The organism is Aquimarina gracilis, assembly GCF_035285365.1.
GTDB lineage: Bacteria > Bacteroidota > Bacteroidia > Flavobacteriales > Flavobacteriaceae > Aquimarina > Aquimarina gracilis.
In genome coordinates, this window is record NZ_JAYKLX010000006.1 from 221,532 (window position 1) to 240,834 (window position 19,303).

The following is a 19,303-nucleotide window of genomic DNA, read 5'->3' on the forward strand; positions in this document are numbered from 1 at the left end:
TATACATGTAATTTCCATAGTTTAGTCCCAACTTTAAACAAACAATTATTATGAAAAAACTAATGTTAACTGCTTTGGCAGTAGTAAGTTTTACATTTGCGAACGCCCAAGATGGCGATACTGGACAAACAGCAAAAGGTAAATGGCTTATTGAAGCTAATACTAGCTTTGGAGCTCCTGGAAACGGTAATACAGCTTTTGGGCTTAGGTCACGGGATGGAGAAACAGATTGGGGACTAGGTTTAGAAGGTGGTTATTTTGTAATGGATGATTTAGCAATTAAAGCCGGTTTAGGTTATGCTGATAGCAGTGAAGAAGGTGCATTATCAACTTTTACTTATAAAATAGGTGCAAAATACTATATCATGAGTAAAATACCTGTTGAGCTAAGTTATGCTGGACTGAGTATTGAAGATGCAGACGAAAATCCGTCTTATCTTGGTATTCAAGCTGGATATGCTTGGTTCTTGGGTGATAATGTAAGCATCGAGCCCGGTCTTCGTTACAATGCCACTTTAAATGAAGATGCAGACGCGGAAAGTAATCTTCAGTTTAATGTTGGATTTGCTCTACATTTCTAAGAAGTCGAAATCTTAATTATACATCTAACCATCTCTTTTCAGAGATGGTTTTTCTTTTATATATTAGCTTTAATGAAATGGGAACATGCTATAAAAGATTATGTACATTACTTAAGAATAGAAAGAGGACTTTCTGAAAATTCTATTATTAGCTATTCACTCGATTTAAAGCGTTTACTTTCTTTCTTAGAAAGTTCGGAAATCGCAGTCTCTCCTATTGCTATAGAAAAAGACACCTTACAACAATTCATTTTTGAGACGGCCAAGTTGGTAAATGCCCGCTCACAATCAAGAATTATATCTGGACTTAAAAGTTTCTTTAATTATTTGGTTTTTGAAGATTATCGAGAATCTAACCCCATGGAACTTATAGAATCTCCTAAAATCGGCAGAAAACTTCCAGACACATTATCTGTAGAAGAAATAGATTTAATTATTTCGCAAATTGATTTAAGCAAACCCGAGGGCGAACGTAATCGTGCTATTATAGAAACACTTTATGGTTGTGGTTTGCGAGTTACAGAATTAACGGAGTTAAAGTTTTCTAACCTTTTTTTTGATGAAGGGTATATTAGTGTTACAGGTAAAGGTGACAAACAACGATTCGTACCTATTGGAGAAACCACCCAAAAATACATCAATATTTATGCTTCCGAGATTAGAAATCATATTACTATTAAAAAAGGGCATGAAGACACTTTATTCCTAAATCGACGTGGTAGTCAACTTACAAGGGCTATGATTTTTACCATGATTAAACGTTTAGTAGAGAAAGCTGGTATAAATAAGAAAGTAAGTCCACACACCTTCCGGCACTCTTTTGCAACCCATTTATTGGAAAATGGAGCAGATCTAAGAGCAATACAGCTTATGCTCGGGCACGAAAGTATTACTACAACAGAAATTTATATGCATGTAGATCGTAGTCATTTAACCGAAGTTATGAACAATTTTCACCCAAGAAGATAATGAGAGAAAGAAACTTAAGCCCATATTACTTCATCGTTATATTCTTAAGTTACTGTACTACATACTCGCAACAAATAAATATTGATGGAGGCATTCTCTTAAATGCTCAAATTACATTAGGTAACCAAAACCAATGGCTAAAACTTGGTGCTTTTGGATTTGGTGCAATTAATTATGGAGATATCTCCCTAGAAAGTGGAATTTCTTTTGCTACGTATCAATTTTTAAAACGACACACGGTAAAAACATCTGGACTTGCCTACTCTTATGAGTTCTTTGCTCTTGGCGGCATCGGAAAGAACACAAATTTACTGGGAGCTTCGGTTTCAAATATGAACACCTCAATTATATATAATCCATCGGGACAGGGAGGTTTCAATGGGCTGGGTTTTGGTTTTAGTAAAGATGTTTTGCCGAAGTCACTAAAATCCTATGGATTGAAACGTGGAGCATTGTATATGCGATTTAGTAATTCGAATCATAACATTCATCTTTCGTTTTTAAATGATTTTAAGATCGGTTGGTTTAAAGGTTCTGGAACGGATTATGGTGTCACAGGATCCCTGAATATTGGATTTACCAAAATTCATGACCCCATAACCATCTATCAATTGGGTTTAGGCATTGATCTGTTTACCCCTAGACCCAATTATAGCCTATCTCCCAGAAATCCTATAAATTCTGATGATGGCCGAAAAAATGTTTGGTTTACCTTACCTCCTTTTGAAGATCTTTTTTATGGAAATCTTTATGGCTACGGTACTTATCAAGAAGACTATTATTCTGTTCATTTAAAATTGGGAACAAATAGCCAAAAAGCAGGAGCTTATATTCAAAATAAATTGCATGATGGTTTGGGACTAAATCCTCGGTTTCCATGGCAAGTGGAAACAAAAGACAAATTATATATCGAAATTACAGGTGATGCCTTTTTAAAAGAAGTTAGTAATGATTAAAAAGAAAGCGATTTACCTATTATTAGTTATTATTGCTGTTTTTGCCAATAGCTGCGCCACCTACACCAACTTTTACAGTAAAACCCATATCAGTGTTCCTCAAAATGATACATCTATACATCGCTTAGATTTAAGTGATCAGGGGTTAGACTCATTACCTAATTCCGTTTCAAAGCTTAAGGATCTTAGAATGATTAATCTGAGTAAGAATCCTAAATTAGATTTAGAAAAGGTGATACCAAAACTAGTATCTCATAAAAATCTTGAAATTCTAATTTTAGATAGTTTGAATATATCAAAACTTCCATATACAATACGAAAACTCTCCAATCTCAAACAACTATCATTAGCATATAATGCCAATCTGGATACAGAAAATACGCTTACCAAAATTGCTGAACTACCTATAGAATTTTTAAACCTTAAAGGTAATCACATAAAGACCTTGCCAAAGAATATCACTAAATTAGAGTCACTAAAAGATTTCAACTTATCACACAATAGATTAAAAGGTAACCAAAACTATGAGTTACTTGGTCTACTCCCTAATTTATATTCTTTGTGGATTGATCATAATCAACTAACAGAACTCCCTAATAGTATAGGAAAAATTAATCAAATTCGATTCTTATACATTGACCACAACGATCTACAAGAACTTCCGGAAGCAATGTCCACAATGAAAACCTGGGTTGTTCATGCTGGCTATAATAAGTTTAAAGAACTTCCTGGAGTTTTTACAAAAATGCCTGCGTTATTTATGGTACATATGAATAATAACGATATTACCACAATACCTAAAGTGTACGAAACCGAAAGTTATCCTCTTGCCGGTCTAATTTTGGACAACAATCCCGTTTTAAAACCAGAGAAACAAAAAGCAAAACAACTTTTTAAAGGATTCTTTTTACTTTCTTTCGAACAAAAATGAATATATAAAAAACCTTCAAACATATGTTTGAAGGTTTTTTATATATTCATTTACTCGTTTACTCCTAATTATCTTACAACCCTACCAAAAGGAAGAGTATTGGTTGCGGTTAGGTTATTAATCGCCGGAGCCACATTTTGTTGTGCAGTCCCTTCTAGTACCTTTACAAAAAATGGGGTTGCCTGATCATAATCCGGGAATGGTTCTACAGATATGACTACTGTCTTCCCTCTTACATCCCCATCTTGTGGAAAAGTAAGACCTTGTGGAGCACTATTCAGGAAATCTTCACCCGGATAACCTGGCGATTGCACATTACCACTAAATGGAGAAGCATCATCAAAAGTGTCTACATCACTAAACGTACCCGTTGTAACAGGGATGTTATTAAAGATTACCCACCCTTCATATTTCCAACCATCAACCAACATGGGTAAATCTAATCCTGGAACAGCCTGTATACCACTAGGGTCCTCGAACCAAATACCAAATTCATCATTATCAGCTACATTATCTGTTGGTGTTGCCATTATAAATTTTCCAGAAATAGAAGAAAAATCTTGCATCACGGTATTTACACTAACTTGAGCAACATTACCCGAAAACAGTCCACTTAGCAATTTAGTTTTAGAAGGTTCGGGATCATTATCATTTGGTGGTTCTATTGATAAAATAAACTCTGTAGCGTTTTCTAGCCTCTCTGCCACTACCGGAATAGTAATCGAGCTAGAAACATCATTAAATTTTCCAATAGAAAGAGTTTCTCCTTCAACAACCAACCAACCTTCATAAGTTGCTCCTGAAGTAAGTGGTTGTAAACCTATAATCTCTAATGTAAGATTAGATGTTGGAGGTCCATCATCACTAGAACAGGATATAGCAAAAACACCTAAAACTAAAGTTGTTATAGCCAAAATTTTCTTTTTCATCATTTTGCTTTTTAAATTATACATAAAAATGAGTTTCATTGCTATCAAAATAACTCTGAAACTATTCGGAAATTGTATAAAAATTCATAATTATTTTAAACGTAAAATGAAATTGGTTATGCATTCTGACCAGGAACTTCAGGTTTTCTAAACAACTCCAAATACGCACTTCCTATATTGGAAATGATATCGCTAGCCAGAACTGCTTCAAAACCATTTTTTTGTGAAGCCAAATCTCCCGAACTTCCGTGTAAATAGACACCAAAGACACAAGCATGCAAGGGGCTATAACCTTGAGAAAGCAAGCCTGTTATAATTCCTGTGAGTACGTCGCCACTACCTGCTGTTGCCATTCCGGGGTTACCCGTATTATTGACATAAAGTTGCTCTTTATATACAGTAATTGAGTTTGCTCCTTTAATGAGAACAATACAATCATATTGATCCGAAAACTTTTTAACCTTATCGATCTTTTCAAAATCATCTTTCCATTTACCAACCAATCTTTCTAGTTCTTTAGGATGCGGTGTAAGTATAGATTGGGTAGAAAGGTGATCCAAGAATTCAGGATGTTTTGCCAAAATATTTATCCCGTCGGCATCAATTACAATTGGAGCTTTATTCCCTTTCAAAAACCCTGCAAAAGCTTTTATAGTTTTGGAGTTTGTCCCAAGTCCAATTCCTATTCCAACAGAAGAAGGTTCAAAATCTATTTTGATCTCGGATAATTCGTCGTCATCGTCAGCAATGACCATAGCTTCTGGAACTGTACTTTGCAAAACATTGTAACCGCATTCTGGGATGTAAGCAGTAGCAAGCCCCGCACCTATTTTTAAAGCTGCTCTAGTTGCCAAAACTACACTCCCTATTTTACCATAACTACCACCAACCAATACGCAATGTCCAAAAGTTCCTTTGTGGCTATATTTATGTCTGGAACGATACAAGGGTAATACCTCATTTTTTCCTATTAAGTCCGCTACACCAGGAGTTTGCTGTAAAAAGCTTTGATTAAGCCCTATATCTATAATCTCAACATCTCTCGAATAAACACCTGTTTGCGGTAAGAAAAAAACAAGTTTTGGAAGTTGAAAAGTAATTGTTGTATCGGCAAATATCACTCCATTGGGATCATCTGGTGCTTTATCTGCATATAGACCAGAAGGAACATCTATCGAAAGCGTAAAGCTTCTTGTACTATTAATATGTTTGATTAAAGAGATAACCCAAGCTACCAAAGGACGATTAAGTCCAATACCAAAAATTGCATCGATAACCATATCATGAGGTTGCAAACTAGGAAAATCTTTTTCTGATTTAAGTTGTACTGGCCATTCGTCTGCTACTTCTTTGAGACGATCATAATTAGTAAGGAAATTTTTAGATCTATTATCGCTAAAATTTACAATGTACGTCCTTACATTATACCCATGTTCTATCAATAATCGGGAAATTACCAAACCGTCTCCTCCATTGTTTCCTATACCGCAAAAAACATGAATTGGAATCTGTGAGCCTTGTAGTCTGTTATGAATTAAATCAAACACTTTTGTAGCTGCTCGCTCCATCAGGTCTAAAGAGCTTATTTTTTCTAATGTAATCGTGGCCTCATCGGCCATACGCATCTGTTGTGCAGATAATACTTTCATTTGATTTTTTTAGGAATTTTACAACGAAATAACTTATAAATTATTGAATTAACAAAAGTTTAAGGATAGTATTAATTTAATTTTTCTAAAAAATAAAAAATCATACTTTTGAACACATATTTGTAAAGCAAACCAAATGTTTAGTACCATTTTCATCTCGGCTTTATTGATCACCTTAGGAACAATTACCGTATCTGGGATTACTTCTATTATGGGTACTATAACTATTATTACCCTTAGGGGTTAATTCAATTGTATATCACCACCAGAAAAAATACGCAGTTTATAAGGTTTAAACTGCCGGAAGAAAGCTTTAGCATTAATTAAAATAAAATATTATGAACGTTCTAAAATTTGGAGGTTCTTCGGTTGCAAATGCAAACACCATAGAAAACGTAATTACTATCATAAAGAATCAGTCTAAAAAGAAACCTTTGTATGTCGTGGTTTCAGCGATGGGTGGAATTACAGATTTACTTTTACTAGCAGGCAAAGAAGCCTCTGAAAACAATGAAAACTATAAAAATACTCTTGCCGAAATAGAAAAAAGGCATTTGGATGCAGTTAAAACTTTAATTCCTGTTGTATCGCAAAGTGCTGTAATAAGTAAGGTCAAATCAGAACTAAATGCTTTAGAATCTTTATGCGAAGGGGTTTTCCTATTGAGTGAGCTTTCAGAAAAAACTGCAGCGGTGATTTCCAGTTTTGGTGAACTACTTTCATCATACATTATTACCGAAGCTGCAAAAGTGAAAGGATTAGATATAGAATTAAAAGACTCTCGCGATATCATTATTAAGCATGTTAATTCAAAAACAGCGATTGACTATACAGAAACAAATTCCAGAATTAAGGATTTTGCCAAAGAAAATAATCATCAGGTGTGTTTATTTCCAGGTTTTGTAGCCAGAACTCAGGATGGCGAACCAACTACATTGGGAAGAGGTGGTTCTGATTTTACTGCGGCGATTTTGGCTGCAGCAATAGATGCCGATGAACTTCAAATTTGGACAGACGTAAGTGGTATGTACACTGCAAACCCTAAATTGGTAAAGCAGGCAAAACCCGTAGATCATATTTCCTATCAAGAAGCCATGGAGCTTTCTCATTTTGGAGCCAAAGTGATCTACCCCCCTACCATTCATCCCGTACTTGAAAAAGACATCCCAATTTTAATAAAAAACACTTTCAAACCTAAGGATAAAGGAACACTCATTACAAGAACCGTATCAGACAGAAAAAAACCCGTTACAGGAATTAGTCACATCGATGACATTTCTATTATTTCTCTTGAAGGAAGTGGAATGGTTGGAATTCCCGGATTTTCAAAAAGGTTATTCGAAGCGTTATTTTTAGAAAACATCAATGTAATTCTTATTACTCAAGCATCTTCAGAACATTCTATCTGTTTGGCAATTGAAGCGTTGGACGCAGAAAAAGCCAAAACAGTTTTAGATAATACCTTCGAGTTCGAGATTTCTAAACATAAATTAGAACCCGTAAAAATCGAAAACAGCAATGCCATTGTGGCCCTTGTTGGTGATAATATGTATCACCACCAAGGACTAAGCGGTAAAATGTTTAGCACATTAGGGAAAAACAATGTAAATATTCGAGCGATTGCTCAAGGGGCTTCAGAAAAAAATATTTCGGTAGTTATAGAGAAAAAAGATATTAAAAAGGCATTAAATACATTACATGAACGATTCTTTGAAGTTAAAACAAAACAACTTAATCTTTTTGTTACCGGAGTTGGAAATGTAGGAAGTAAACTTCTGGAACAACTTGAACAACAAAAGAAATACTTAAAGGACAAACTAAGGCTTAAAATTCGTGTAGTAGGCCTTTCCAACTCCAGGAAAATGGTTTTTGACGAAAATGGAATTAACCTGGATTCATGGGAAGATGTTCTAAAAAAAGGTAAAAAAGCGAATGCCTTACAGTTTTTTGAGCAAGCAAAGGAAATGAACCTTCGTAATTCTATTTTTGTAGACAACACAGCCAATCCAGATATTGCAAAAATTTATAAAAACTATCTTGCCGAAAGCATGGCGGTGGTCACTTGTAATAAAATTGCCTGTGCAGATGAGTATAGTAATTATGAAGAGCTGCAAGATCTTTCTCGTAAGTTTAATGCATCTTTTTTATATGAAACCAATGTTGGGGCGGGACTTCCTATTATAGATACACTTAACAATTTGATAGCTTCTGGAGATAATATTCACAAAATACAAGCGGTTCTTTCGGGAAGCCTTAATTTTGTTTTCAACAATTATAAAGAAGGGACTTCTTTCTACGATATTGTAAAGCAAGCCCAACAAGAAGGATATACAGAACCTGATCCAAAAATCGATCTAAGTGGAGTTGATGTTGCTCGTAAAATATTAATCCTGGCTCGTGAAAGCGGAAAAGTAATGGAACTAGACAATATAGAAAACGATTCTTTTTTGCCACAAGAATGCTTGAATACCGCAAGTGTAAAAGATTTCTTTGAATCTCTTAAGAAATATGAAAATCATTTTAGCGATATACTTTCCGAAGCAGACAAAAAGGATTGTCGATTAAAATATGTTGCACAATACGAAAACGAAAAAGCAAAAGTAGGATTACAACATATCCCTTCAGATCATCCATTTTATAATCTTGAAGGAAGCGATAATATTGTATTATTTTATACTGATCGATACCCCGAACAGCCTTTGATTGTAAAAGGTGCAGGTGCAGGAGCCGATGTTACTGCATCAGGAATCTTTGCAGATATTATTAGAATAGGAAAAAAATAAAGGCAAATGGATAAAAGTCTAAAAATATTTGCTCCGGCAACAGTCGCCAACCTTTCTTGTGGTTTTGATGTGCTGGGATGCTGTTTGGATACTGTTGGAGATGAAATGATTGTCTCGTTGACTTCTGATCCTGGAGTAAAAATCACTAAAATTGAAGGAGCCGATCTTCCGTTGGAAACTGAGAAAAATGTAGCTGGCGTAGCGGTTCAAGCTTTATTAAATGTATACAATAAAGATATTGGTGTAACCATAGAAATTTATAAAAAAATCAAAGCCGGAAGCGGAATTGGTAGTAGTGCCGCAAGTAGTGCCGGAGCGGTTTGGGCAGTTAATCATCTATTGGGTAATCCTTTTACTGCACATGAACTAGTAACCTTTGCTATGGAAGGTGAAAAATTGGCTAGTGGCAATGCTCATGCAGATAATGTGGCTCCTGCTCTATTAGGTGGATTTACACTAGTACGTAGCTATGATCCTTTGGATGTAATCAAATTAAACACGCCAAAAGATTTAATGATCACAGTTATACACCCACAGATAGAAGTAAAAACTTCGGATTCCAGGTCGGTAATTAAAAATAATGTTTCCTTAAAAAAAGCTATTCGGCAGTGGGGAAATGTTGGTGGATTAATCGCTGGATTATATACTGAAGATTACAAACTTATTGGTCGTAGTCTTGAAGATGTCATTATTGAACCACTAAGATCAATATTGATCCCCGAATTTGAATCTGTTAAACAGGCAGCTATTGCAAAAGGAGCCCTGGGTTGTGGTATTTCGGGTTCTGGCCCTTCTATTTTTGCGCTTAGTAAAGGTGAGGAAACAGCGAATAATGTTGCTGATGCCATAAGAAGTGTTTATAATCAAACTGGGTTGGATTTTGAGATCCATGTTTCAAAAATTAATAATCAAGGTATAAAGCTAATATAACAACTGTAACATGAAAGAAGTTAAGAAAGTTTCCAGTGGTGCAGAATGGGAAGATATTGTTGGGTATTCAAGAGCTGTAAAGGTTGGCAATGTAATTGAAGTTGCTGGTACAACCGCTCCGGGTGCCAACGAATATGAGCAAACAATCGCTATTATCAAAATTGCAGAAAAAGCACTAAAAGAGCTTGATGCAGATTTAAGCAATGTGGTAAGAACAAGAATATATTGTACTAACATCACAAACTGGGAGAATATTGGCAAAGCTCATGGCGAGTTTTTTAAAGAGATAAAACCTGCCGCCACTATGGTTGAAGTTTCAAAATTAATTTCACCAGATATTTTAGTAGAAATAGAATTTTCTGCAATCGTTTAACAAGACTAAGAATCTAAATAATGCAGTATTATAGTTTAAATAACAATGCCTCAAAAGTGGTTTTTTCAGAAGCAGTCATTAGGGGAATTGCACCAGATAGAGGATTATACTTTCCCGAAAAAATAACCCCTCTACCCGCTTCCTTTTTTGATACCATCGAAAATCTGGACAATGTTGAAATTGCTTTTCAGGCGATCAAACAATTTGTTGGAGATGAAATTCCTGAAAAAGAGCTGAGAGAAATTCTTGAAGATGTGTTAAGCTTTGATTTTCCAGTAGTACAAGTTGAAGAAAATATAGGTACGCTTGAGTTATTTCATGGCCCAACAATGGCTTTCAAAGATGTGGGTGCTCGTTTCATGGCACGTTGCCTGGGGTATTTCAATAGAAATAACGAAAATCATGTAACGGTCTTGGTAGCAACCTCTGGGGATACAGGAGGCGCTGTTGCCAATGGCTTTTTAGGTGTAAAAGGTGTAGATGTTGTTATTTTGTATCCTTCGGGCAAGGTAAGTGAGATACAAGAAAAACAACTTACCACTTTGGGCCAAAACATTATAGCTTTAGAGGTAGACGGAGTTTTTGATGACTGCCAAGATATGGTAAAAACTGCCTTCTTGGATACCAGTATAACTGAGCATAAACAGTTAACCTCTGCGAATTCAATTAATGTTGCCAGGTGGTTGCCACAATTGTTTTACTTTCTATTTGCTTACAAACAAGTAAAAAGTAAAAAAAAGGATATCACATTTTCTGTTCCAAGTGGTAACTTTGGAAACATCTGTGCTGGTATAGTGGCTAGCAAACTAGGTTTACCAGTGAAGCATTTCATTGCATCGACCAATATAAATGATACGGTGGTGAGGTATCTTGACACCCAACAATATGAACCAAGAGGATCAAAAGCAACAATTTCTAATGCTATGGATGTGGGTAATCCAAGTAATTTTATTAGAATTCAAAAGCTTTTTGATAATAGCTTCCAGGAACTAAAAAAATCATTTTCAGCTTATAGCTTTGATGATGATCAAACCAGGGGTGCTATGAAAGAAGTGTTCAAAACAACAGGATATATAGCAGATCCTCATGGTGCTATAGGATACTTGGGTTTAAAAAAACAAGGGCTAAACGGAAATGATTATGGTATATTTTTAGAAACCGCGCATCCAGTTAAGTTTCTGGATGTAGTCGAGAAAACACTAGATACCAGAGTTGAAATTCCTCCTCAGATTGAAAAAGTAATGCATAAAGAAAAGAGAAGCATTCGTATCGATAGCTATGAAAAATTAAAAGAGTTCTTACTGAAGTAAGAACTCTTTTAAAACTATACTTTGTAAAAGTTTATTGGGTAGCTAATGCTCTCATCACTTTATACGTAATTTCTGTAGTAGACGCAAGATACTTAAAGTTTACAGTAGTATACTTGTCTTCACTTTGACGAACAAAAGGAGAATTATCTGCATTCTTAAGCTCTGCTGTTAAAGTCACTGTTTCATAACCGAAATTAGAAAAGAATCTACTTTCTGGAGTAGCCACTGTTCTTTTGTACACAGGTACAGGAGACTCTATTCGATACAGGGACTCTAGACTTATATTTGATGCTAATAATTCTATAGCTCTGTCTTCGTCATTATCCCATCCCATATAATCAGCTCGGTGCATAGAATGTACATTGTAACCATCTGTTTGTAGTTTTTTGGTAAATAGTCTGGTACCAATCATATTACTTTTCCAATGATCAAAAAATACAACCATAAAGTTTTTATTGCGCGTTGGCAATTCGGCTATTTTCTTTGCAACATAATATGCGATAGCGACTCCGGTAGCATTATGAACCGCTCCAGGGCTATTTTCAACAGTATCATAATGAGCACATATAATTACCCATTCATCATTACCATTGGTAGCAGGAATCTCGGCAAAAACATTATTTCCTGCATACTGGTTTCCTTTCTTATCCTTTACATTATATGTATGCTTTTCAGGTTTCAGTCCCGTTTCTTTTAAGGAATTGAATAAAAAGTCGGCAGCAGCTTTTCTTTCAGAATTGCTTGATCTGCTAGAAAGTTTTTTCTTTCCTTTAATGGGTTCATGACCTGTCAATTTGGCCACAATATCCCGCTCGATATTGATAATCTCGGCTTCTCTTCTATCTTCTTCGGTTTGCGCTGGGGCTACTTGCACAACGAGAAGAAATACTAGTAAAAGTGTTTTATAATAATTCATTTTGTAGGTTTTGTATTCCATGGTATTTAACACAAATTTAGGAAAATTCTATAATAATACAATTTATTACTTTTATTACTAAAATAATATTTCAATTATGAATTTTACAAAAACCGTACCTTTTTTTTTTATTTTATTATTTTTTTCCAATTGTTTTGACAATATGACCTCTGGAAACCTACTATTGGCGCCAAAAGATTGGCGAAGTGAAATTATTAAATTTCCTTTAGAATTTGCCCCTTCTTTATCATATTCGGGGTTAGAACACATACGTTTTTCACCTGGTTGGGGTAAAAAAGATGCCGAAGACCACTTTTCTTATGTATTTTTATGGGAAATCGATCAGGATCCTAAGCTAACTTCAAAAAAACTCGAAGCAGAATTGGAGACCTATTTTGACGGATTGACACATGCTACTCCGAAATCGGAAATAGACACTAAAACCAAAGCATTTTTTGAAAAAGTGAATGACTCTCTGTTCGTAGGAAAAATATTAACCTATGATTCTTTTACTACAAAAAAAGAGGTAAATCTAAATGTTAAGGTTAGTTCCAGTTATTGCTATAATGAAAACAAACACTTAGTATTATTTCATCTTTCTCCCCAAACTTTAGATCACCAAATTTGGAAAAAAATGAATACAATAAGCATTGATTTGGATTGTGATTAAACGGTTACTTTGCAACACATAAACTTTATTTCAACTTTTTTCTTGATTTTCCCATAAAAAACGTAAATTTTTACATCAAAAAATCACCTGTAATGAATGTTTGCTTTTTAATGTACCCCTGGGAAGAAATTGACCCGGAAAACGACACTTCGTTAACTTTAATTCATGAATGTACAAAAAGAGGACATGGTGTTGCCATTGCCACTCCTTCTAATCTTACAATAAGGGACAGCGTTACCTTTTCCTTTTGTAAAGTTATCAACAGGGCCGAAAGAGTATCATCTTCTCTTAAGTCTTTTTATGCCAAGACTACATTTAGGGATGAAATGCTGCCTTTGGCTGGATTCGATGTAATTATCTTACGTAGTAATCCTCCTTTAGACATGATCATGTTGAACTTTTTGGATTCTGTCAAAGATGATGTATTTATTATGAATGACATCGATGGGATTCGAAGGTCCAATAACAAATTATACACTGCAGCTTTTGATGATATCGAGACTCATTTTATTCCGAAAACGCATGTAACCAAAAACAAGGACTATCTCATTAAAATGATCAAAGAAGCGCCCAATGATAAAATGATATTGAAACCTCTTAATGGCTTTGGTGGTTCGGGAGTTATTTTGATTGAAAAACGAGCCATGTCTAGTATTCGGTCATTACTTGATTTTTACATAGATAATAAAGATGGCTCTACAAATTATGTGATTCTTCAGGATTACATTGAAGGAGCAGACCAGGGAGATGTACGAATTTTAATACTTAATGGTAAACCTATTGGTGCTATGAGAAGAATTCCAGGAGAAGACGATCATAGATCCAATGTAACTGCGGGTGGATCGGTTGTAAAACATTCACTTACCAAACAAGAAAAAGAGCTTTGTAGAAAAATTGGACCTAAACTCATAAAAGATGGTTTGTATTTTGTTGGAATCGATGTTATCAATGGTATGCTTGTAGAAGTAAATGTTATGAGTCCAGGTGGGATTACATATATCAATAAAAAATATAAAGTAAGACTACAAGAAAAGGTGATCGACTTTATCGAAGATAAAGTGGTACAACGCGTAAGCAGGTTCGACAGAAAAGCCAAACTAAGAAAAACGGTCGATGATGCTTAGGTTATCTATCAAAGAAATAATCGGTAAAATAAATACCGAAGAACCTTTTAATGCCGTTTCTGAAGATTATTCTTTCACATTAAAGATAGATTCATATGCTCATTATATTTGTGGGGCTGTGCATGATGGACACCAATTTCGTAAAGAATTATGGGATAATTGCTTACATTCAGAATATGACAGATGGTATGAAGAAGATCCGGCTACCAAACAAATGGTTCAACATCACCCTATAGTCATTGCAGGATGTGATTCGCGTTTTGAATATGATCTTAATAGATCGCCAGACAAAGCTATTTATGAAGACGCATGGGGCAAGGAATTATGGAAAAAACCTTTACAATCCGATATTAAGAATCGTTCCTTGGAAAAACATCATAACTTTTATAAAGTGGTACATGCCCTAGTTTCAAAAATTGAATCCAAATATGGAGCCGCTATTGTTTATGATATTCATTCTTATAACTGGAGACGTTGGAATCGTGAGGTGCCTGTTATTAATCTAGGAACAACTAATATCGATAATATCCGATATTCATCTTTTGCAGATTCATGGTGTTCTACATTATCTGGCATAAAATTACCTCATAATATTGTAACCACTTCTGGAATTAATGACACATTTCAAGGAAATGGTTATTTTCTAAAGTACATTACCAAGAATTTCAAGAACACATTGGTACTGGCGACAGAGTTTTCAAAGATTTATTGTAATGAGCTACAATACGTAATGTATCCAGAAGTCGTTCATTCTATACAAAACGGTTTAAACAAAAGACTTCCTCTACATGCAAAAACGTTTTATGATCAATTTATAAACTAAGAAATACAATACTATTTGTTAATTTCCATTTTTTACACTTAGTTTGTGCTTCCTGCAAACAAAATTATAAGAAGTAAAAGGATAATGATTGAAGGTGTAGTAGAAACATATAGTGATCTTTTTGAAATTGATCAAAACCTTGACAAATTGGTTAAGAATATTGAGCTTCTTAATTATTTAAACCCATTAAATATTGAACAGGAAAAAAAGCTTTTTTTCGCCAGTAAATACAGGAAGAACCCTTCTTTTAAGTATCGAAAAATTAAATTTAATCCATATAAATTACAGCGATTATTTTTTAATCAACGACTAGAGAACATTACTGATGATAAAATCAGGAAATTGTATCAGGGTATTATTTATGAATACTCTGGTTTAATTCAATGTATTGAAACAATAGGTGCCGGGAAAGACTTTTATTATAACTCACTTAAGGTATTTGGAACACCAAAAGAGAGAGATGTAGAAAATGCACGTTTCATCCTTCATTTTGAAGATGAGTCACATGCAAACACTACAGGGAGTAAGCATTCTGCAAACGATGCAGAAACTTATTTCAGAGAATTTGCCAAGCGTTATACTTTTCAGTTCAATATCAAAAAATCTACGCATATCTCTGCTTCTGCAATGGTGCTCAATGCTTCAGAAACGTTGGTATTAAAAAAGAATTACCGATTTAATGATAATGAGTTAATGGTATTGGCCAATCATGAGATTGGTGTTCATATGGTAACGACTTTTAATGGAAAAAGCCAACCGTTGAAAATTTTTTCTAACGGTTTTGTTAATAATACTGAAACACAAGAGGGGCTTGCCGTGTTTAGTGAATATATGTCAGGTTGCCTTACATTGCGAAGAATGAAAGAACTTGCTTATCGAGTTATAGCTGCCGATAGCTTGATTAAGGGTTATGACTTTAAAGGTACCTTTGATTTATTATACAGCCAGTACAAACTAGATCGTGAAACAGCATGGCAAGTAACGTTAAGAGTACATCGAGGTGGTGGTTTTACTAAAGATTACCTCTATCTTACGGGGCTTAAAAAAGTCTATGATTATTACCATTCTGGTCAAGATATGAATCCATTATTAACAGGAAAAGTAACGCTAGAAAACAAAGATAGTATCGTACGACTTCAGCAATTAGGTTTGGCTCATACAAGCAAACATATTACAGACTCCTTTGATCAAAACCTGAATACAAATACAAAACTGGATTTTATCCTTAGAAATTTAAAGTAAGAAAAAATGTTATCTATAGATTGATTTAATTGTATAGCTATAATAACATTTTAGTTAGTCCCATATCCAAAATCTTTTCCTTTTTGAGTTCGTGGCACACCTTTAATCATCCAACCAGGGGCGGGTCTATTTTTTAAGTAATGATCAAAAAACTGCATCATCCTGATTGACAAATCTTGCTTGTTCTTTACTTTTTTAAGGTTATGTTCTTCATCATTATATACAAGTAACCATACTGGTTTTTGTAATCTTCGCATTCCCATGAACATTTCTATCCCTTGATAATAAGGTACGGCTCCATCATTATCATTGTGCATCATTAATAGTGGTGTTTCTATTTTTGGAATACCAAATAAAGGAGAATTTTCTACATATAAATCAAACCCGTCCCAAAGATTTTTTCCAATTCTACTTTGTGTTCTTTCATATTGAAAAGCCCTACTAAGCCCTGTTTTCCATCGAATTCCCCCATAAGCAGAAGTCATGTTACTTACAGGTGCACCGGCCATCGCTGCTTTAAACTTATTGGTAACCGTAATTAGATACGCCACTTGATACCCTCCCCAACTTTGCCCCTGTATAGCAATATTATTAGAATCGATATATCCTAATTTCTCTAATGCCTCTATACCCGAAACAACACAATTATAAGCACTAGGGCCGGGTTTACCTTCTTTATAAACGATATCTGGAACAAACATAACATATTCATTACTAACTAAATAAACCGGATTGACTGTTGAAGCACTTGGTTGAGGAGCATAATATTTATGATAAGTATCTGATCTCTTCTCATAAAAATATGTTATGAGCGGATATTTTTTTGCTGGATCAAAATTTTCAGGTTTGTAAATAATCCCTTCTAATTCTTCTCCATCAAACGCTTTCCAAGAAAAAAGCTTGGCACTACCCCATTTAAAATTTTTCTGATGTGGATTTACATTTGTAATTCTTTTATGGTTTTTAAAGCCATCTCGAGAAATATAAATATCAGGGAAAGTATTAAAATTTTCTTTACTATATACAAACACCTCAGCATTTTCTGCTTTTTTATATTTCTTTATTAGAAACTCGCTAGGCACTATTTTTTCAATTAACTTATTCTTCTTTAATGCATATAACCCAGAGATTCTCTTTGACTTATCAAAACTGGTAATTAATAGCGTATTATTTATGTAGGAGGCTTTGTTCTCATTTTCAGGATCTAATTTTTCGGTTCTATATTCTATTTTATTTGCCCTACCATTTTTCGTAATATTTTTAGGTTTTTCCTTTCCATCCAGGGCAATCCTCCAAATATCAAATTTATCATAAACCAGCGCATAACCATTAGAATCAAATCCTCCGAAACCATAAGGATATGGTAATTTCGGGCGATCATCATCTTCATTATAAAGTGGAACATCTATATCCTTTGTAAGATTGATTTTGTTTAAAGTGCTTAAATTAATCGAAAACCAATGTTGTTTATAAATGTCAAAATACAAGGCATACCTACCATCTGTGGATAAAATAGGGGCCAATGCGGTATTTTTTAAAGCCATACGTTTTTCCCCTGTAATGGTATTAATAACATAAAAATCACGAGTCCATGGGCTACTCCATGAACGTTGTATATCATATGGATCTTGATTGGCCCCTAAAATAAATTTTTGCTCTCTGTTCTTGTCAAAAATTAAATCATCAATTTGTTCATCCTGTAGATGAATGAAAGATTTCTTTTCTATATCATAATATGACAAAAAAGCTTTTGAAGCTAATTCTTTAAATTTTGATTTTTGCTCGGGCTGAATCAGTTTGTCTTGCCAATGCCACACATCTACTTGAGGAATTTCTTCTTCTAAAAGAGTTGTATCCCTTTGATATTGCATCTTTGGCTTTGAGTAAAAGTATAGTCTTTTTTCATTTTCAGAAAAGTAGGGAGTTTGCCCTCCACTAAGTTTCCAATCATTTTTAAGATCATTTCCAGAAGATTCTATCGGTTTTTTTAATACATTATTATGATAATGATATAATTCATACTCTAAAGAATCTGAAGCTGTAGAGTCCCTAACAGTAAGAAAAGCAAAATGATTTGCCAATTTACTAATGGATAGACCTTCATACAAATATTTACCAGTATCAATTACCTTTTTTGACTTCAACTCAAGGTTATAGCTATATACGCCAAGGTCTCTTTCTTTTGCTTTACTTCCTTTCTTTGCTTTCTTTGCTTCCTTTTCTTTTTTTTCCTTACTTGTAGTAGAATAATAAAAGGTATTTCCTTTTTCGGGAATAACAAAATTTTTTATTTTAAGAATTGTATCACGCTCTTTTGTTTTAAAATTATAAACGAGTCCATATTTTTGTTTGAAACTACTAGAAACATTCTGATTAAATGTATCTTTCTTTTTTGTATCTGAGAAGTCCTTATCTTTTTTATTTTTAAACTTCTCTATAACCATCCAACCATTTGATTTTTTTGGTAATTTATATTTTGTTACCCGGGGAATTGAATCATAGATATCATCATTATATACATCATAAATAAATAATGCATCTTTAGACTGATTTTCTTTTTTGATTTTCTTCTTTTTTTCCTTTCTAAGTTTTTGATATTCAGGCCTTCTTTTAAAAACCACATAGCGCTCATCAAAAGAAATAGAAGTATCATACCCATTAAAGAAAGTAGTTTTCTGATTCGTTTGTGTGTTAAAAATTTCGACATACCCATCTCCCCTTTTAGTAGAAGTTTCTACTGTAGAAACAACTAATTTTCCTTTATCAGATATTTTTATATCAGTAATCTCTTTCCATAAATCATAATCATTGTGGGTGATTGTTTTTTTTTGTCCAAAAAATAATGTAGATGTAAAAAATAGTAATAGTGTGATTGATTTATAGGTCATTGTGAAAAATTTAAATTGGATCTAGTATTTAGCAAAGAAATCAAAACTAAATCCAAAATCTTTTGGCTAAAATAATCTTCTTAAATCATAAATAGGCCTTTAATAAATATACTTTATATCTTTTTTAACCATTATTTTTTCTTAATTACACTTTTTAAAAATGAGTCCAATCAGCAGGAGTATCACAATTGGACTCATTTTATTGAATTAGAGGCCAACCCAAATTTGT

Annotated in this window: 16 protein-coding genes; 12 read left to right on the forward strand and 4 right to left on the reverse strand. The window is 34.0% G+C overall.

The features are described from left to right. Positions 1-50 precede the first annotated feature (50 nt). The 4 genes from U6A24_RS13840 to U6A24_RS13855 all read left to right on the forward strand — a co-directional run bounded on the left by U6A24_RS13840 (position 51) and on the right by U6A24_RS13855 (position 3,437). Complete coding sequence (locus tag U6A24_RS13840; protein ID WP_324180583.1) at positions 51-581, forward strand: hypothetical protein; 531 nt, start codon at positions 51-53, stop codon at positions 579-581. 72 nt (positions 582-653) lie between these two features. After that, entirely contained in the window at positions 654-1,550 is an 897-nt protein-coding gene (gene xerD, locus U6A24_RS13845) for a site-specific tyrosine recombinase XerD (protein WP_324180584.1), read from the forward strand. After that, entirely contained in the window at positions 1,550-2,506 is a 957-nt protein-coding gene (locus U6A24_RS13850) for a hypothetical protein (RefSeq protein WP_324180585.1), read from the forward strand. The genes xerD and U6A24_RS13850 overlap by 1 nt, the downstream gene beginning before the upstream one ends. Further along, positions 2,499-3,437 (forward strand): leucine-rich repeat domain-containing protein, encoded by a 939-nt coding sequence (locus U6A24_RS13855; protein ID WP_324180586.1) that lies wholly within the window; start codon positions 2,499-2,501, stop codon positions 3,435-3,437. Before U6A24_RS13850 ends, U6A24_RS13855 begins: the two co-directional genes overlap by 8 nt. A gap of 68 nt (positions 3,438-3,505) precedes the next feature. Here U6A24_RS13855 and U6A24_RS13860 read toward each other — a convergent pair whose 3' ends face one another. Beyond that, positions 3,506-4,366 carry an anti-sigma factor gene (locus U6A24_RS13860; protein WP_324180587.1) on the reverse strand — a complete coding sequence of 287 codons (861 nt, stop codon included), beginning with the start codon at positions 4,364-4,366 and terminating at the stop codon, positions 3,506-3,508. Between the two features lie 116 nt (positions 4,367-4,482). After that, positions 4,483-6,015 (reverse strand): NAD(P)H-hydrate dehydratase, encoded by a 1,533-nt coding sequence (locus tag U6A24_RS13865; RefSeq protein ID WP_324180588.1) that lies wholly within the window; start codon positions 6,013-6,015, stop codon positions 4,483-4,485. 338 nt (positions 6,016-6,353) lie between these two features. Between U6A24_RS13865 and thrA the strand changes: the two genes are divergently transcribed. From thrA to thrC, 4 genes are read left to right on the forward strand one after another with little or no spacing between them, the layout of a single operon-like run. Further along, positions 6,354-8,798 carry a bifunctional aspartate kinase/homoserine dehydrogenase I gene (thrA, locus tag U6A24_RS13870; RefSeq protein WP_324180589.1) on the forward strand — a complete coding sequence of 815 codons (2,445 nt, stop codon included), beginning with the start codon at positions 6,354-6,356 and terminating at the stop codon, positions 8,796-8,798. Positions 8,799-8,804: 6 nt separating this feature from the next. Then, positions 8,805-9,728, forward strand: coding sequence for a homoserine kinase (locus tag U6A24_RS13875; RefSeq protein WP_324180590.1), 924 nt, complete (start codon positions 8,805-8,807; stop codon positions 9,726-9,728). 10 nt (positions 9,729-9,738) lie between these two features. Then, positions 9,739-10,101 (forward strand): RidA family protein, encoded by a 363-nt coding sequence (locus U6A24_RS13880; protein ID WP_324180591.1) that lies wholly within the window; start codon positions 9,739-9,741, stop codon positions 10,099-10,101. 20 nt (positions 10,102-10,121) lie between these two features. Next, positions 10,122-11,411, forward strand: a complete 1,290-nt coding sequence (gene thrC, locus U6A24_RS13885) for a threonine synthase (RefSeq protein ID WP_324180592.1) — start codon at positions 10,122-10,124, stop codon at positions 11,409-11,411. A gap of 31 nt (positions 11,412-11,442) precedes the next feature. Here the strand turns inward: thrC and U6A24_RS13890 are convergent, their stop codons facing one another. After that, on the reverse strand, positions 11,443-12,327 hold the full coding sequence (locus tag U6A24_RS13890; RefSeq protein WP_324180593.1) for a M28 family metallopeptidase: 885 nt from the start codon (positions 12,325-12,327) through the stop codon (positions 11,443-11,445). Between the two features lie 97 nt (positions 12,328-12,424). Between U6A24_RS13890 and U6A24_RS13895 the strand changes: the two genes are divergently transcribed. From U6A24_RS13895 to U6A24_RS13910, 4 genes are all read left to right on the forward strand, one after another. Then, the gene (locus U6A24_RS13895; RefSeq protein ID WP_324180594.1) at positions 12,425-12,997 is read left to right on the forward strand and encodes a hypothetical protein; all 573 of its coding nucleotides are present in this window, start codon (positions 12,425-12,427) and stop codon (positions 12,995-12,997) included. 92 nt (positions 12,998-13,089) lie between these two features. After that, complete coding sequence (gene gshB / locus U6A24_RS13900) at positions 13,090-14,121, forward strand: glutathione synthase (protein WP_324180595.1); 1,032 nt, start codon at positions 13,090-13,092, stop codon at positions 14,119-14,121. Further along, positions 14,114-14,944 (forward strand): N-formylglutamate amidohydrolase, encoded by an 831-nt coding sequence (locus U6A24_RS13905; protein ID WP_324180772.1) that lies wholly within the window; start codon positions 14,114-14,116, stop codon positions 14,942-14,944. Before gshB ends, U6A24_RS13905 begins: the two co-directional genes overlap by 8 nt. A gap of 84 nt (positions 14,945-15,028) precedes the next feature. Continuing rightward, positions 15,029-16,186, forward strand: coding sequence for a flavohemoglobin expression-modulating QEGLA motif protein (locus U6A24_RS13910; protein ID WP_324180596.1), 1,158 nt, complete (start codon positions 15,029-15,031; stop codon positions 16,184-16,186). 50 nt (positions 16,187-16,236) lie between these two features. Here the strand turns inward: U6A24_RS13910 and U6A24_RS13915 are convergent, their stop codons facing one another. Further along, a complete protein-coding gene (locus U6A24_RS13915) occupies positions 16,237-19,074 on the reverse strand; it encodes an alpha/beta hydrolase family protein (RefSeq protein ID WP_324180597.1) in 2,838 nt (945 codons plus the stop codon). Between the last annotated feature and the right edge of the window lie 229 nt (positions 19,075-19,303).

Excerpts from the sequence above, each read along its gene's own strand:
- U6A24_RS13840 (WP_324180583.1), top strand. The coding sequence starts at position 51 with ATGAAAAAACTAATGTTAACTGCTTTGGCAGTAGTAAGTTTTACATTT.
- xerD (WP_324180584.1), top strand. The coding sequence starts at position 654 with ATGAAATGGGAACATGCTATAAAAGATTATGTACATTACTTAAGAATA.
- U6A24_RS13850 (WP_324180585.1), top strand. The coding sequence starts at position 1,550 with ATGAGAGAAAGAAACTTAAGCCCATATTACTTCATCGTTATATTCTTA.
- U6A24_RS13855 (WP_324180586.1), top strand. The coding sequence starts at position 2,499 with ATGATTAAAAAGAAAGCGATTTACCTATTATTAGTTATTATTGCTGTT.
- U6A24_RS13860 (WP_324180587.1), bottom strand. The coding sequence starts at position 4,366 with ATGAAAAAGAAAATTTTGGCTATAACAACTTTAGTTTTAGGTGTTTTT.
- U6A24_RS13865 (WP_324180588.1), bottom strand. The coding sequence starts at position 6,015 with ATGAAAGTATTATCTGCACAACAGATGCGTATGGCCGATGAGGCCACG.
- thrA (WP_324180589.1), top strand. The coding sequence starts at position 6,354 with ATGAACGTTCTAAAATTTGGAGGTTCTTCGGTTGCAAATGCAAACACC.
- U6A24_RS13875 (WP_324180590.1), top strand. The coding sequence starts at position 8,805 with ATGGATAAAAGTCTAAAAATATTTGCTCCGGCAACAGTCGCCAACCTT.
- U6A24_RS13880 (WP_324180591.1), top strand. The coding sequence starts at position 9,739 with ATGAAAGAAGTTAAGAAAGTTTCCAGTGGTGCAGAATGGGAAGATATT.
- thrC (WP_324180592.1), top strand. The coding sequence starts at position 10,122 with ATGCAGTATTATAGTTTAAATAACAATGCCTCAAAAGTGGTTTTTTCA.
- U6A24_RS13890 (WP_324180593.1), bottom strand. The coding sequence starts at position 12,327 with ATGAATTATTATAAAACACTTTTACTAGTATTTCTTCTCGTTGTGCAA.
- U6A24_RS13895 (WP_324180594.1), top strand. The coding sequence starts at position 12,425 with ATGAATTTTACAAAAACCGTACCTTTTTTTTTTATTTTATTATTTTTT.
- gshB (WP_324180595.1), top strand. The coding sequence starts at position 13,090 with ATGAATGTTTGCTTTTTAATGTACCCCTGGGAAGAAATTGACCCGGAA.
- U6A24_RS13905 (WP_324180772.1), top strand. The coding sequence starts at position 14,114 with ATGCTTAGGTTATCTATCAAAGAAATAATCGGTAAAATAAATACCGAA.
- U6A24_RS13910 (WP_324180596.1), top strand. The coding sequence starts at position 15,029 with ATGATTGAAGGTGTAGTAGAAACATATAGTGATCTTTTTGAAATTGAT.
- U6A24_RS13915 (WP_324180597.1), bottom strand. The coding sequence starts at position 19,074 with ATGACCTATAAATCAATCACACTATTACTATTTTTTACATCTACATTA.